Raw genomic sequence first — 14,744 nt, forward strand, 5'->3', positions numbered from 1 at the left:
GATAGCGTCGTCAGGGCCAGATACTTTTTTTCTACTCGATTTAGAGCTCGTCGTCACTATCTAGTGCTGTCAACTGTGCTCCAAGCTCCTGCTCTACCTCAGTCGCTGAGGGGTTGAACAGACGCTCAACGTCTTCGCGCTTGCGGCGACGTTCTGCGTGGTGAGTCAGACCGGTTCCTGCCGGAATCAGACGCCCAACTACCACGTTTTCTTTCAGGCCGCGCAGGTAATCGCGCTTGCCGGTAACAGCTGCTTCGGTCAGTACGCGGGTAGTCTCCTGGAAGGAGGCCGCGGAGATGAACGATTCAGTCGCCAGGCTCGCCTTGGTAATACCCAGCAGCATACGCTGATACTTCGCCGGGAACTTACCTTCTTTCTCGAGACGGGCATTTTGCTCCAGTACGCGAACAAGCTCAGCCTGGTCACCAGTAATGAAGTCAGAATCGCCCGAATCGGTGATCTCAACCTTACGCAGCATCTGACGCACAATTACTTCGATGTGCTTGTCGTTGATACCTACGCCCTGCAGACGGTAAACGTCCTGCACTTCGGCCGTAATATACTTGGCAAGTTCCGCAACGCCCAGCAGACGCAGGATATCGTGCGGGTTGCTCGGGCCATCGGAGATGACCTCGCCCTTCTCAACCGTTTCACCTTCAAAGACGGCAATCTGACGCCATTTGGGGATCAGCGCTTCAAACGGATCGCCGGACTCGGGGGTAATCGTCAGGCGACGCTTGCCCTTTGTCTCTTTACCGAAGCTCACCACGCCGCTGATTTCGGCAAGAATCGCTGATTCTTTCGGCTTACGCGCTTCGAACAGGTCGGCAACACGTGGCAGACCACCGGTAATATCCTTGTTACCCGATGCCTCAACCGGGATACGGGCAACAACCTCACCCACACCGATAGTTGAGCCGTCATCCACAGAGATGATCGAATTACCCGGCAGCAGGTACTGTACCGGCGTGTTCGAGCCGGAAACCGACACGTACTCACCTGCGGCATCCTGCAGCATGACCATCGGACGCTTATCGCGACCGGCCATCGGACGAGCGGCCGATTCAATAACCTCGATAGACGAAAGACCGGTCATCTCGTCGACGCTGCGGTGCATGGTGACACCTTCGTCAAGATCAATGAACTGTGCCTTACCCTCTACTTCAGCAATGATCGGGTGGGTGTGCGGGTCCCACTTGGCTACCATGGCGCCGGCGTCGACAACATCGCCATCGCGTACGGAAAGCTCGGCACCGTAGGGCAGCTTGTAGTACTCGCGCTCACGACCGTGGTCGTCAGCAACCGCCAGGGCGCTGGAACGGGATACCACCACCAGCTTGCCGTCGGCACGCTCTACGTGCTTGATGTTGTGCAGACGAACCTTACCGCCGTGCTTGACCTGTACGCTATCCACGGCTGACGAACGCGATGCCGCACCACCGATGTGGAAGGTACGCATGGTCAGCTGAGTACCCGGCTCACCAATGGACTGAGCAGCGATAACACCGACAGACTCACCAATGTTGACCTGGTGACCGCGCGCGAGGTCACGACCGTAACAGGACGAACACACGCCATGCGGCGTATCACAAGTAATGGTTGAGCGTACGATAATCTCATCCACACCCATGGTGTCGAGCTCGGCACACCACTTCTCGTCAAGCAGCGTGTTACGCGGAATCAGAACTTCTTCGGTACCCGGATCAACAACGTCCTGCGCAACCATGCGGCCCAGCACACGCTGAGACAGCGGTACGATGATGTCACCACCCTCAATAATCGGGTGCAGGGTCAGGCCGTTTTCGGTGCCACAGTCAACCTCGGTGATTACCAGATCCTGTGCTACGTCTACCAGTCGGCGGGTCAGGTAACCGGAGTTGGCCGTTTTCAGGGCCGTATCTGCCAGACCCTTACGCGCACCGTGGGTTGAGATGAAGTACTGAAGTACGTTCAGACCTTCACGGAAGTTGGCCACGATCGGCGTCTCGATGATCGAACCATCCGGCTTGGCCATCAAACCACGCATACCCGCCAGCTGGCGGATCTGAGCAGCAGAACCCCGAGCGCCCGAGTCGGCCATGATGAATACGCTGTTGAACGAATCCTGCTCAACTTCGTTGCCATCACGGTCAACGACAGTCTCTTTCGAGATACCCACCATCATCGCCTTGGCGACTTTATCGTTGGCCTTGGACCAGATATCGATAACCTTGTTGTACTTCTCACCTGCCGTTACCAGGCCAGAAGAGAACTGGTCTTCGATCTCTTTAACTTCAGCTTCGGCCGCGTCAACGATCTCGGTCTTGGCATCCGGGATAACGAAGTCGTTAACGCCGATAGAGGCGCCCGACCAAGTTGCTAAGCGGAAACCGGTGTACATCAACTGGTCAGCGAAGATAACCGTCGGCTTAAGACCAGAGCGGCGATAGACTTCGTTGATCAGGCCGGAAATCGCCTTTTTCTTCATCGGCTGGTCGATCAGCGCAAACGGCACGCCTTCGGGCAGAATGCGGAACAGCAGCGCACGACCAACCGTGGTTTCATACAGACGGCGATGGAATGACTTCTCGCCGGTCTCTTCATCAATATCGATCTCGTCCAGACGAACCTTGACGCGAGCGTGTAGCGACACTGACTGGGTACCGAAAGCGCGCTCTACCTCGTTGAGGTCAGAGAACACCATACCTTCGCCCTTGGCGTTGATCTTTTCGCGGGTCATATAGTAAAGACCCAAAACAACGTCCTGCGACGGCACGATGATCGGCTCGCCATTAGCAGGCGACAGTACGTTGTTGGTGGCCATCATCAACGCACGGGCTTCAAGCTGGGCTTCCAGGGTCAGCGGTACGTGTACCGCCATTTGGTCACCGTCGAAGTCGGCGTTGTAGGCCGCACACACCAACGGGTGCAGCTGGATCGCTTTACCTTCGATCAGTAGCGGTTCAAACGCCTGGATACCCAGACGGTGCAGCGTCGGTGCACGGTTAAGCAGTACCGGGTGTTCGCGGATAACATCGGCAAGGATGTCCCACACTTCCGGCAGTTCGCGCTCAACCATCTTCTTCGCGGCTTTAATCGTTGAGGCAAAGCCCAGCGACTGAAGCTTGGAGTAGATAAACGGCTTGAACAGCTCGAGCGCCATTTTCTTCGGCAGACCACACTGGTGCAGTCGCAGTGTCGGACCAACGGTAATAACCGAACGGCCCGAGTAATCGACACGCTTACCCAACAAGTTCTGACGGAAACGACCCTGCTTACCTTTGATCATATCGGCAAGCGATTTCAGCGGGCGCTTGTTGGAGCCCGTGATCGCGCGGCCACGACGACCGTTATCCAGCAGTGCATCGACCGCTTCCTGAAGCATACGCTTCTCGTTGCGCACGATGATGTCCGGCGCGTTAAGGTCGAGAAGACGCTTCAGACGGTTGTTACGGTTGATCACACGACGGTAGAGGTCGTTAAGATCAGAGGTCGCGAAACGGCCGCCGTCCAGCGGTACCAGCGGACGCAGATCCGGCGGCAGTACGGGCAGCACTTCCATGACCATCCACGCCGGCGCGTTGCCAGAGTGGTAGAACGCTTCCAGAAGCTTCAGACGCTTGGAAAGCTTCTTGATCTTGGTTTCAGAGTTGGTCTGCGGAATCTCTTCGCGCAGTGTATTGATCTCTTCTTCCAGATCGATATCTTTAAGCAGTTCCTGCACCGCCTCGGCACCCATACGGGCATCGAAGTCGTCGCCGAACTCTTCAAGGGCTTCGAAGTATTGCTCATCGTTGAGAAGCTGACCACGCTCAAGCGTGGTCATGCCTGGATCGATAACAACGAAGGACTCGAAGTACAGCACACGCTCGATATCACGCAGGGTCATATCGAGGAACATACCGATACGCGACGGCAGCGACTTTAAAAACCAGATGTGCGCAACCGGTGAAGCCAGCTCAATATGGCCCATGCGCTCACGGCGCACGGCAGCCTTGGTGACTTCAACGCCACATTTTTCACAAATGATGCCGCGGTGCTTCATGCGCTTGTACTTACCGCACAAGCACTCGTAGTCTTTTACCGGACCAAATATCTTGGCACAGAATAGTCCATCCCGTTCCGGCTTGAAGGTACGGTAGTTGATGGTCTCAGGCTTTTTCACCTCGCCGAAAGACCAGGAGCGAATCATGTCCGGCGACGCCAGAGTAATCTTGATCGCGTCAAACTCTTCGGACTGAGATTGCGATTTGAGTACTTTCACCAAATCTTTCATATGACGGCTCCTAGCTCTCTAACTCGATATCGATGCCCAGCGAGCGGATTTCCTTCACGAGTACATTGAAGGATTCCGGCATGCCCGCCTGCATGGTGTGGTCGCCATCCACGATGTTTTTGTACATCTTGGTGCGGCCTTCGACGTCATCCGATTTGACGGTGAGCATCTCCTGCAGGGTGTAGGCCGCGCCATAAGCTTCCAGCGCCCACACTTCCATCTCACCAAAGCGCTGACCACCGAACTGGGCCTTACCACCCAAGGGCTGCTGGGTAACCAGCGAGTAAGAACCGGTAGAACGCGCATGCATCTTGTCGTCTACCAAGTGGTTCAGTTTCAGCATGTACATGTAACCAACGGTTACCGGGCGGTCAAACGCATCCCCCGTACGGCCATCGTACAGCGCCATCTGGCCTGACTCAGGAACATCAGCAAGCTTCAGCAGGTGTTTGATTTCGTGCTCTTTGGCACCATCAAATACCGGCGTGGCCATGGGCACACCACCTTTGAGGTTCTTGGCCAGCGCAATGACTTCTTCATCACTGAGCGAATCCAGATCTTCAGAGCGGGCGCCGGGCGTGTTGTACACCTGGCCCAGGAAGTCGCGAATCTCGGCGACCTGCTGGCCACGCGCATCACGCAGCATGGCGTCAATCTTGACACCCAGACCGCGTGCCGCCATACCCAGGTGGGTTTCCAGAATCTGGCCGACGTTCATACGTGACGGTACGCCCAGCGGGTTGAGCACGACGTCAACCGGCTCGCCCTTCTCGTCAAACGGCATATCCTCGATCGGCATGATCGCGGAGATAACACCCTTGTTACCGTGACGGCCAGCCATCTTGTCGCCGGGCTGGATGCGACGTTTGACGGCCATGTAGACCTTGACGATTTTCAGCACGCCCGGTGCAAGATCATCGCCCTGGGTCAGCTTGCGCTTCTTGTCTTCGAAACGCTCATCCATCTCTTTACGACGGTTTTCCAGCTGCTCGTCAGCCTGAGCCAGAAGCTCATTGTAGGATTCATCCTGCATGCGCAGTTTGAACCACTGCTGACGCGGCAACTCGTCGAGATACTCTTCATCGAGCACATCGCCTTTCTTGAGCTTCGGACCACCGTTGACTGCCTGGCCATCCAGCGTACGCTTCAGACGCTCGAACGTGGCGTCTTCGGCAATACGGTAGGTTTCCTGCAGGTCCTTGCGCACTTCATCAAGCTGCATTTGCTCAATGGCAAGCGCACGGGAGTCTTTCTCAACGCCGTCGCGGGTGAAGACCTGAACGTCGATAACCGTACCTTTCATGCCGGTGGGGGCACGCAGGGAGGTATCTTTGACGTCAGACGCCTTCTCACCGAAGATCGCACGCAGTAGTTTCTCTTCCGGCGTCAGCTGGGTTTCACCCTTCGGTGTTACCTTACCGACCAGAATGTCACCCGGGCCAACTTCAGCACCGATATAGACAACGCCCGCTTCGTCCAGCTTGCCAAGTGCCGACTCGCCAACGTTGGGAATATCGGACGTGATCTCTTCCGGCCCAAGCTTGGTGTCGCGAGAGACACAGGTTAATTCCTGGATGTGGATCGTGGTGAAACGGTCTTCTTGAACGACCCGCTCGGAAAGCAGGATGGAGTCCTCGAAGTTGTAACCGTTCCAGGGCATAAACGCGATACGCATGTTCTGACCGAGTGCCAGATCACCCATATCAACAGACGGACCGTCGGCGAGAATATCGCCACGTGCTACGTTGTCACCCGGGCGCACGATGGGGCGCTGGTTCATACAGGTGTTCTGGTTAGAACGCGTGTACTTGGTCAGGTTGTAGATATCAACGCCGGCTTCACCGCCGATGATTTCATCTTCATTGACCCGCACTACCACACGACGTGCATCTACCGAGTCGATCACACCGCCACGACGCGCTACAGCACAAACGCCGGAGTCACGCGCAACGAAGCGCTCCATACCGGTACCCACGAGCGGCTTGTCAGCACGCAGGGTGGGAACGGCCTGACGCTGCATGTTTGCACCCATCAAGGCGCGGTTAGCATCATCGTGCTCAAGGAACGGAATCAATGCCGCGGCAACCGATACCACCTGGCGAGGAGAAACGTCCATCAGCGTCACTTGCTCAGGACGCATGAAGGTCGTTTCACCGCGGTGACGTACCTGAACCAAGTCGTCGGAGAGCTTGTTAGACTCATCCACTGCAGCCGATGCCTGGGCGATAACGAAGTCGCCCTCTTCGATCGCTGACAGGTGAACGATATCATCAGTCACCTGACCCGCATTAACCTTGCGGTACGGCGTCTCAAGGAAGCCGTAGCTGTTAGTATGACTGTAGGTGGCCAACGAGTTGATCAGACCGATGTTCGGACCTTCAGGTGTCTCGATGGGGCACAGACGACCATAGTGCGTGGCGTGTACGTCACGCACTTCAAAACCAGCACGCTCACGGGTCAGACCACCCGGGCCGAGTGCAGACACACGACGCTTGTGAGTAACTTCCGAAAGCGGGTTGTTCTGGTCCATGAACTGGGACAGCTGGCTTGAGCCAAAGAACTCTTTCACTGCCGCCGCAACCGGCTTGGCGTTGATCAGATCCTGCGGCATCAAACCTTCGCTTTCCGCCATGGAGAGACGCTCTTTCACCGCGCGCTCAACACGCACCAGACCTACACGGAACTGGTTTTCGGCCATCTCGCCAACACAGCGAATACGACGGTTGCCCAGGTGGTCGATATCGTCAACGTCACCAAAGCCGTTACGGATATTGATCAGCTCGCGCAACACATCAAGAATGTCTTTGCGATCGAGCACGCCGGAGCCAGTATCGGAATCCCGACGCAGGCGGCGGTTGAACTTCATGCGACCCACGCCCGATAGATCGTAGCGGTCTTCAGTGAAGAACAAGTTGTGGAATAGCGTTTCGGCTGCTTCCTTGGTGGGCGGCTCGCCAGGACGCATCATGCGATAAATTTCAACCAGCGCTTCAAGCTGCGATCCGGTGGTATCGAGCTTCAAGGTGTCAGAAATGAACGAGCCGCAATCCAGGTCGTTGGTGTAAAGCGTTTCGATCAGGGTAATACCACCCTGCGCCATACGCTCAAGCACTTCAGGGGTAATTTCGGTGTTGCACGGGCAGATCAGCTCACCAGTTTTGGTATCAACCTGATCTTTGGCCAGTGTCTTGCCGAACAGATACTCCATCGGCACTTCCAGACGCTCAAGACCGGCTTTTTCAAGCTGGCGAATGTGCTTCTGGGTAATCCGACGACCTTCTTCAACAATGATCTCGCCATCGCCGCCTTTGATGTCAAAGGTAGCGGTCTCACCGCGCAGGCGTGAAGGCACCAGCTCCACGGAGAAGCCGGACTTCTCGATGTGGAAAACGCTGGTCTCGAAGAATTCATTCAGAATTTCTTCAGCGCTCATGCCCAAGGCACGCATTAGTACCGAAGCCGGAAGTTTACGGCGACGGTCGATACGTACAAACACGTTGTCTTTGGGGTCGAACTCGAAGTCCAACCAGGAACCACGGTAAGGAATCACGCGGGCAGAGTAGAGCAACTTGCCTGATGAGTGGCTCTTGCCTTTGTCGTGATCGAAGAACACACCGGGCGAGCGGTGGAGCTGGGAAACGATAACCCGCTCAGTACCGTTGATGACAAAGGTACCGTTCTCAGTCATCAGGGGGATTTCCCCCATGTAGACTTCTTGCTCTTTAATATCCTTGATTGCCTTGTTCGAGGAATCGCGATCATAAATGATCAAGCGAACCTTGACGCGCAGCGGGGCGGAATAGGTCACGCCGCGCAGCTGACACTCCTTAACATCGAACGCCGGCGTACCAAAGCGATAGCTGACGTACTCAAGTGCTGCGTTACCGGAGAAGCTCTCAATCGGGAACACGGACTTGAACGCCGCATGCAGGCCAACTTCGTGACGCTCGTCAGGCGAACGATCTTGCTGGAGAAAGTCGTAATAGGAATCAAGCTGGATGGCCAGCAAGTAAGGCACATCCATCACTTGGGGCAGTTTGCCGAAATCCTTGCGGATGCGTTTTTTCTCAGTATATGAGTAAGCCATCTGTATTCCCCAGCTTGTTCACCATGGGTGACCGATGCGTGGTCATCGCTGCCCTGCGCGGGCGTGTCAGACGCAGACAGCAAGCTCCTAAATCGGTAGCTCGCCGTCGAAAATCTTGATCGATAACAGTGTTACAACAACGGTATTACTGTGTTCCTGTTGCAACCTTCAGACTGCAACAGAAAAAGGCCGGCAGCGGGTAGACCCGCCGCCAGCCGTGGAAGCTTACGCAGCGCGTAAAGCCATCAGCACAAGAATTACTTGAGCTCGACGGTTGCGCCCGCTTCTTCCAGCTTCGCTTTTGCTGCTTCTGCGTCGTCTTTGGACATGGCTTCTTTGATAGTTGCCGGAGCGCCGTCAACAGCGCCTTTAGCTTCTTTCAGGCCAAGACCAGTGATTTCGCGAACGGCTTTGATGACGTTAACTTTCTTGTCACCAGCAGATGCCAGAACCAGGTCGAATTCAGTTTGCTCTTCTGCAGCAGCTTCGCCGCCAGCAGCCGGGCCAGCCATAACAGCTGCAGCAGCTGATACGCCGAATTTCTCTTCCATCGCTTCGATCAGCTCAACAACTTCCATTACGGACATGTCGGCTACAGCATTGATGATATCGTCTTTAGACAGTGCCATTTTTCATTCCTAACTTTGCGGGAGTCTCGGTCGGCCGAGGACTCGGGATTCATTGCTCGGTTCAGGCAGTGCGCTGCTGATGCAGTTCACGCCGCCTGCAAAAAGGTCTGCTTACGCAGCTTCTTCTTGCTTCTGGTCGCGCAGAGCGGCCAGGGTACGAACCAGCTTGCCAGCGGAGGCTTCTTTCATTACCGACATCAACTTGGCAATTGCTTCGTTGTAAGTCGGCAGGGTTGCCAGACGATCGATGTCAGCAGCCGGGATCAGTTCGCCTTCGTAGGCCAACGCCTTCACTTCGAAGTTCTGCTCGGTTTTAGCAAAATCTTTGAACAAGCGAGCGGCAGCGCCCGGATGATCAGTAGAGAAAGCCAACAGAGTCGGACCAACAAAGCTCTCGTTCAGACACTCCCACTGAGTGCCCTCGAGGGCGCGGCGAGCTAGCGTATTGCGAACAACGCGCAGCTCTACACCATTCTCACGTGCCTGCTTACGCAGATCGGTCATTTTACCGACCGTTACACCGCGAGAATCGGCAACTACGACGGAGAGTGCGCCCTTGGCCGCTTCACTGACCTCGGCAACAATCGCTTTCTTGCCTTCAAGTGCTAGTGGCACAGTGATCACTCCTTCGTGCCGAAACCTCTTCAAGGCTTCGGGGGTTACCATCTCTTCCAGGCCTAATATAACGAGCACTGGAAGCCTTAGGGGATGGTGCTCACCAGAAAGCGAAGTCGCTAAAAAAGCTACAACCAACTGGCGGCCACACCATCTGCGCAGGCGCTTTAGGCAATTAAGCCGCGTTGAGATGAGACATCCAGCGCGGCACCTGCGGTCTTTGACGGTGCTCCGGCAGGTTTACCTAACCAGAGGACCGCAAAGTTCTTGCTCGGTTCTTACTAAAAATCTGTCGACGGCCTGCTTATACAAACGCAGAGTGGTCGATAGTCAGACCTGGGCCCATGGTAGTGGACAGGGTGACTTTCTTAAAGTAAATACCTTTGGAAGAGCTCGGCTTGAGCCTCTTCAGGTCAGCAACCAGCGCTTCCAGGTTACCCTGAACGGCAGCCGCATCAAACGTCACTTTACCCAGCGTGGTGTGGATAATGCCGTTTTTGTCAGTACGGAAACGTACCTGACCCGCCTTGGCATTCTTGACAGCAGTCGCAACGTCAGGCGTTACGGTACCGACTTTCGGGTTCGGCATCAGTCCGCGCGGACCAAGAATCTGGCCCAGCTGACCGACAACGCGCATAGCATCGGGAGAAGCGATAACGACGTCAAAATCCATCACGCCTTTTTTCACTTGCTCAGCCAGCTCTTCCATACCCACGACATCAGCGCCTGCTTCTTTAGCAGCGTCAGCGTTAGCGCCTTGAGTGAAGACCGCTACGCGCACGTCTTTACCGGTGCCGTTAGGCATTACGGTCGCGCCACGAACAACCTGGTCAGATTTACGCGGATCAACACCAAGATTGATCGCGACATCAACAGACTCGTTGAATTTGACGGTAGACAACTCAGAGAGCAGTGCAACCGCTTCTTCCAAAGAGTAAGCCTTGTTGGCATCTACTTTCTCGCGAATTACCTTCGCGCGCTTAGACAGTTTAGCCATGATCAGAGACCCTCCACGTTAAGGCCCATGCTACGAGCGCTGCCTGCGATAGTACGTACGGCGGCATCGAGATCAGAAGCCGTCAGATCAGGCTCTTTGGTCTTGGCGATCTCTTCAAGCTGCTCGCGAGTCACGGTGCCGACTTTCTTCTTGTTCGGCTCACCAGAGCCCGACTTGATGCCAGCAGCTTTCTTCAGCAGCACGGCAGCAGGCGGAGTCTTGGTAACGAACGTGAAGCTGCGGTCGGAATAGACAGTGATCACGACAGGCGTCGGCAGGCCCGGCTCAATCTCTTGAGTCGCAGCGTTGAACGCCTTACAGAATTCCATGATATTCACGCCATGCTGACCCAGCGCTGGGCCTACGGGCGGACTTGGATTGGCTTTACCTGCAGCTACCTGCAGTTTGATATAAGCCTGAACTTTCTTGGCCATGGTAGTTACTCCATTTGGGTAATAACGCCTTGCGGCTCCCCGGGACTAGCGAGACAGCCAACGGCTGCCTCTTACGAATTTACGATACTTCCTTAACCTGCGGCTTACTTTTTCTCGACTTGAAAACTTACTCTTTTTCAACCTGAGAAAATTCTAGCTCAACAGGTGTTGCACGCCCAAAGATCAATACGCTGACCTGCAGGCGGCTCTTGTCGTAGTTGACTTCTTCAACTACGCCATTGAAATCTGCAAACGGACCATCGATAACACGTACCGACTGCCCTGGCTCAAACATGGTCTTGGGCCGCGGCTTGTCTGTACCGTCCTTCACACGACGCAGAATCGCATCGGCTTCACGGGAGGTAATCGGCGCCGGCTTTTCTTTGGTACCGCCAATAAAGCCCATTACGCGCGGCGTCTCATTGACGAGATGCCATGTTTCGTCGGCCATCTCCATCTCGACCAGTACATAGCCTGGATAGAACTTGCGCTCACTCTTGCGACGCTTGCCGTCGCGCATTTCAACGACTTCTTCGGTCGGCACCAGAATTTCGCCAAAGCGATCTTCCATACCGTGCATCTTTACGCGCTCAATCAGTGAGCGCATAACATGCTTCTCAAAGCCGGAATAGGCGTGAACGACGTACCAACGTTTGGACATGAAAGCTCCTAACCAATGACGCCGGACATTGCCCAGCCAAGAAGAGTATCAATCAACCACAGCATCAAACCCACCACGAGAACAGCCACCAGGACAATCGCGGTGGTTTGAATCGTTTCGGGACGGGTCGGCCATACAACGCGCTGGATCTCTTTCTTGGCGCTAACGGCAAGTTCTCTCAAATCACGGCCTTTGGTTGTGGTGAGCGCAATCAAACCCGCAAGCGCACACAACACCACCACACCCAGCACGCGGTAGAGCAGACCAATATCGGTGAAATAGGCATTACCTACAATAGCGACGACAAGCAGCGCTATAACTGCCGCCCACTTGAGCCCGTCATGACGCGCCTGTCGCACCTCAGCGCCATGTTTTATAGAACTCGGCTTCATAAAAACGAGACTCCTCAGGGTACAGCGAGCGACAATGGAATTCTTTAAAGACACACCAACCTGGGGAAGGTTGGCAGGCCAGGAGGGAATCGAACCCCCAACCTGCGGTTTTGGAGACCGCTGCTCTGCCAATTGAGCTACTGGCCTATATCATCGTTGCCGGACCACTTAAACAAGCCCAAACAACAGCGGGCGCCATGATAGCGGAGAACTAACCGCCTGGCAACCCTTTTCAGCATCAAACGCCTACAAAAAGACAACGCTTAAATGCAAAGACAAAAAAAGCGAGCTCGGCTCGCTTTTTTTGCAATATGGAGCTCATGGACGGAATTGAACCGTCGACCTCACCCTTACCAAGGGTGTGCTCTACCCCTGAGCTACATGAGCAATAACACATCAACTGGAGCGGGCGGCGGGAATCGAACCCGCACCATCAGCTTGGAAGGCTGAGGTTCTACCATTGAACTACGCCCGCGTAACCGCTGCCAGGATTACAAGCCGCTGCACGCCGAACGATAGACAATGCCCACTACCGGCTTTAACCCTACAACACCGACAAACATCGCTGCTGCTTAAATCTGGTGGAGAGAGAAGGATTCGAACCTTCGAAGCTTTCGCGGCAGATTTACAGTCTGCTCCCTTTGGCCACTCGGGAATCTCTCCATCTTTGGCGGCACATTATGCCAGCCCCAAAAACGGTGTCAAGCTAGATATTTACTTAATTTATCATAGCTTGCGATACTTGCGTATCTGCTACCTGCCTTGGAACGCGCTGCATTCTGTCAAAGCAGCATGGAGAATGCAAGCCCTGCACGAATTTTTTCTAATGATACCGGCTCAGGGACACGCGGCGCGCCAGACATCTTGCCCGCCCGCTCAGCAAAAGTAAGCGGAAAGCTGGCTTCTAGCCCACCGTAGACCATATCCGGCCATACGGCGTGAGGCACTTGCACACCACGCGACACGACCCGGGCGTCGCCACCGGTCAACAGCATGGGCAGCGCGACACCCTGCTGGTCGCACACTTCGCTGTAGATGCGGTTGATTGCACTGACGGCTGCCATGTAGATACCGTGATTGACCGCATCCACCGTTCGCCGCCCGGGCTCCAAAAGCGCATCTGCCTCGCTCTCCGGGTCGATGGCCACGTTGCGCGTTCCCAGCTTCAGGCTTTCTTTCATCAGGCGCAGTCCAGGGATAATAAATCCCCCCAGGTGCACGCCGCCCGGCAGGACAAAATCAATGGTAATCGCACTGCCGCAGTCTACCGCGCAGCATCCCCCGGCCAGCTGGTAACCGGCAAGCGCCCCCATCCAGCGATCAACCCCCAGACGGCCAGGCTCCTCGTAGCCATTGACCACCCCCAAGGCCTCAGGCAATGATCGTGCGACAAATACGTGGCGAACCTGACGGCGCAGTAGCGTCACCGTTTCATCCAGCACCGCCGCCCGGGCAACGCTCGATATACGCACTGCCTCGACTACGTCCAGGTCCGGTATATCCGCCCCTGGGCGCCACTCTTCGCGGGTCCACACTGCCCCACGCGAGCGTATTTCACTACTTTCGGCATCCTTGAGTCGCCACTTCGACAAGGTGTTGCCGATATCCAGATCCAGAATCATAAGCGCCTGCGTACGCTGATCTCACCGCCTGCCAAGCGCCGCGAGTAACCGTTTTCAGTAACCCATAAGTTACCGCTCTCATCCACGTCGCCTGCAATGGCATCGCTGACGCGTTCTCCTTGAATAATACGTACGGGTAAACCCGCGTACGCATGGCGTGCATTCCACTCATCACGCCAGGCGCCAAACCCTACCTGCTCAAAACTAGCCAGCATGGCTAGAAGCCCGGCGACCATGTCAGAAGCCAGCTGATTACGTGAAAGCCCGCCATGCACATCAAACAGCGCGGCTACCGGCTGGTCAATGGCGGCGCGCTGGGATTCGCTTAGCGACAGGTTCATCCCCATGCCGACTACCACCTCACAAGGACCTGCGGCATCGCCGGTTACCTCGATCAGGATGCCCGCCAGTTTGCCCAGCTCATCGCCGGTTTCAGCCAGCAGAATGTCGTTGGGCCATTTAAGCTTGGGCGCCACACCGTGCTGCTCCAGCACTTGAGAAACCACCACACCTACGGCCAAGCTCAATCCTTCGAGGGCGGTTACGCCGGCTTCGAAGCGCCAGCCCAGTGACATCATCAGACTTTGTCCCCAAGGTGTAGTCCATACCCGGCCACGCCGACCACGGCCAGCGGTTTGCAGCTCGACCAGGCAAACCTCGCCGTGCCCGGCGCCCTGGTTGAAACGCTGGCGCAGGTACTCGTTACTTGAAGGCAACTGGTCTTCAACAAATAATCGTGCCAGAAGATGACGTGCCTGAGCAGGCAAGCGTTCCACAATCTTTGCGCCTTCCAGCGGCTCAAGGCGCTGGGATAGTCGGTAACCCTTGCCCTTTACGGCCACCAGTTCCACACCCAGCGCGTCCAATTTTTTTAACTGTTTCCATACGGCAGCCCGTGAAACGCCTAACGCCTCACCTAATTGTTCACCGGAGTGAACGTTGCCATCGCTCAACAAACGCATCAGGTTACCGATGGTCATGTGCTTGCCCCAACTGGGAAAACGTCTATCTTAACGGATGCATGAGGAAGGCGAAAACTGCCGCGTTTGGGT

The 14,744-nt window shown here is 55.5% G+C and carries 10 protein-coding genes and 4 tRNA genes; all 14 read right to left on the bottom strand.

Annotated features, from left to right (window positions below; translation table 11 throughout):
- Positions 1-40 precede the first annotated feature (40 nt).
- Entirely contained in the window at positions 41-4,255 is a 4,215-nt protein-coding gene (rpoC, locus tag ELY38_RS16220) for a DNA-directed RNA polymerase subunit beta' (RefSeq protein WP_127063236.1), read from the bottom strand.
- 10 nt (positions 4,256-4,265) lie between these two features.
- On the bottom strand, positions 4,266-8,342 hold the full coding sequence (rpoB, locus tag ELY38_RS16225) for a DNA-directed RNA polymerase subunit beta (RefSeq protein ID WP_127063237.1): 4,077 nt from the start codon (positions 8,340-8,342) through the stop codon (positions 4,266-4,268).
- A 257-nt stretch (positions 8,343-8,599) separates the two neighbouring features.
- A complete protein-coding gene (rplL, locus tag ELY38_RS16230; protein WP_106374975.1) occupies positions 8,600-8,971 on the bottom strand; it encodes a 50S ribosomal protein L7/L12 in 372 nt (123 codons plus the stop codon).
- Positions 8,972-9,082: 111 nt separating this feature from the next.
- Complete coding sequence (gene rplJ, locus ELY38_RS16235) at positions 9,083-9,586, bottom strand: 50S ribosomal protein L10 (protein ID WP_106374976.1); 504 nt, start codon at positions 9,584-9,586, stop codon at positions 9,083-9,085.
- Between the two features lie 304 nt (positions 9,587-9,890).
- Positions 9,891-10,583: a 50S ribosomal protein L1 gene (rplA, locus tag ELY38_RS16240; protein WP_127063238.1), complete on the bottom strand. Its 693-nt coding sequence runs from the start codon at positions 10,581-10,583 to the stop codon at positions 9,891-9,893.
- A gap of 2 nt (positions 10,584-10,585) precedes the next feature.
- Positions 10,586-11,017 carry a 50S ribosomal protein L11 gene (gene rplK / locus ELY38_RS16245; protein ID WP_018917744.1) on the bottom strand — a complete coding sequence of 144 codons (432 nt, stop codon included), beginning with the start codon at positions 11,015-11,017 and terminating at the stop codon, positions 10,586-10,588.
- A 127-nt stretch (positions 11,018-11,144) separates the two neighbouring features.
- Positions 11,145-11,678 carry a transcription termination/antitermination protein NusG gene (gene nusG, locus ELY38_RS16250; protein ID WP_126949739.1) on the bottom strand — a complete coding sequence of 178 codons (534 nt, stop codon included), beginning with the start codon at positions 11,676-11,678 and terminating at the stop codon, positions 11,145-11,147.
- An 8-nt stretch (positions 11,679-11,686) separates the two neighbouring features.
- Positions 11,687-12,070, bottom strand: a complete 384-nt coding sequence (secE, locus tag ELY38_RS16255) for a preprotein translocase subunit SecE (RefSeq protein ID WP_127063239.1) — start codon at positions 12,068-12,070, stop codon at positions 11,687-11,689.
- 71 nt (positions 12,071-12,141) lie between these two features.
- Positions 12,142-12,217 (bottom strand) — tRNA-Trp (locus tag ELY38_RS16260).
- Positions 12,218-12,382: 165 nt separating this feature from the next.
- Positions 12,383-12,457: transfer RNA gene (locus ELY38_RS16265), tRNA-Thr, on the bottom strand.
- 14 nt (positions 12,458-12,471) lie between these two features.
- Positions 12,472-12,545, bottom strand: a tRNA-Gly gene (locus ELY38_RS16270).
- 104 nt (positions 12,546-12,649) lie between these two features.
- Positions 12,650-12,733, bottom strand: a tRNA-Tyr gene (locus tag ELY38_RS16275).
- A 119-nt stretch (positions 12,734-12,852) separates the two neighbouring features.
- The gene (locus ELY38_RS16280) at positions 12,853-13,692 is read right to left on the bottom strand and encodes a type III pantothenate kinase (protein WP_127063240.1); all 840 of its coding nucleotides are present in this window, start codon (positions 13,690-13,692) and stop codon (positions 12,853-12,855) included.
- Positions 13,689-14,672 (bottom strand): biotin--[acetyl-CoA-carboxylase] ligase, encoded by a 984-nt coding sequence (locus tag ELY38_RS16285; RefSeq protein WP_127063241.1) that lies wholly within the window; start codon positions 14,670-14,672, stop codon positions 13,689-13,691. Before ELY38_RS16285 ends, ELY38_RS16280 begins: the two co-directional genes overlap by 4 nt.
- Positions 14,673-14,744: the final 72 nt, after the last annotated feature.

Origin of the sequence: Vreelandella nanhaiensis, from assembly GCF_003990185.1 — a bacterium.
GTDB classification, from domain to species: Bacteria; Pseudomonadota; Gammaproteobacteria; order Pseudomonadales; family Halomonadaceae; genus Vreelandella; species Vreelandella nanhaiensis.

Excerpts from the sequence above, each read along its gene's own strand:
- rpoC (WP_127063236.1), bottom strand. The coding sequence starts at position 4,255 with ATGAAAGATTTGGTGAAAGTACTCAAATCGCAATCTCAGTCCGAAGAG.
- rplL (WP_106374975.1), bottom strand. The coding sequence starts at position 8,971 with ATGGCACTGTCTAAAGACGATATCATCAATGCTGTAGCCGACATGTCC.
- secE (WP_127063239.1), bottom strand. The coding sequence starts at position 12,070 with ATGAAGCCGAGTTCTATAAAACATGGCGCTGAGGTGCGACAGGCGCGT.
- nusG (WP_126949739.1), bottom strand. The coding sequence starts at position 11,678 with ATGTCCAAACGTTGGTACGTCGTTCACGCCTATTCCGGCTTTGAGAAG.
- ELY38_RS16280 (WP_127063240.1), bottom strand. The coding sequence starts at position 13,692 with ATGATTCTGGATCTGGATATCGGCAACACCTTGTCGAAGTGGCGACTC.
- rpoB (WP_127063237.1), bottom strand. The coding sequence starts at position 8,342 with ATGGCTTACTCATATACTGAGAAAAAACGCATCCGCAAGGATTTCGGC.
- rplA (WP_127063238.1), bottom strand. The coding sequence starts at position 10,583 with ATGGCTAAACTGTCTAAGCGCGCGAAGGTAATTCGCGAGAAAGTAGAT.
- rplK (WP_018917744.1), bottom strand. The coding sequence starts at position 11,017 with ATGGCCAAGAAAGTTCAGGCTTATATCAAACTGCAGGTAGCTGCAGGT.
- ELY38_RS16285 (WP_127063241.1), bottom strand. The coding sequence starts at position 14,672 with ATGACCATCGGTAACCTGATGCGTTTGTTGAGCGATGGCAACGTTCAC.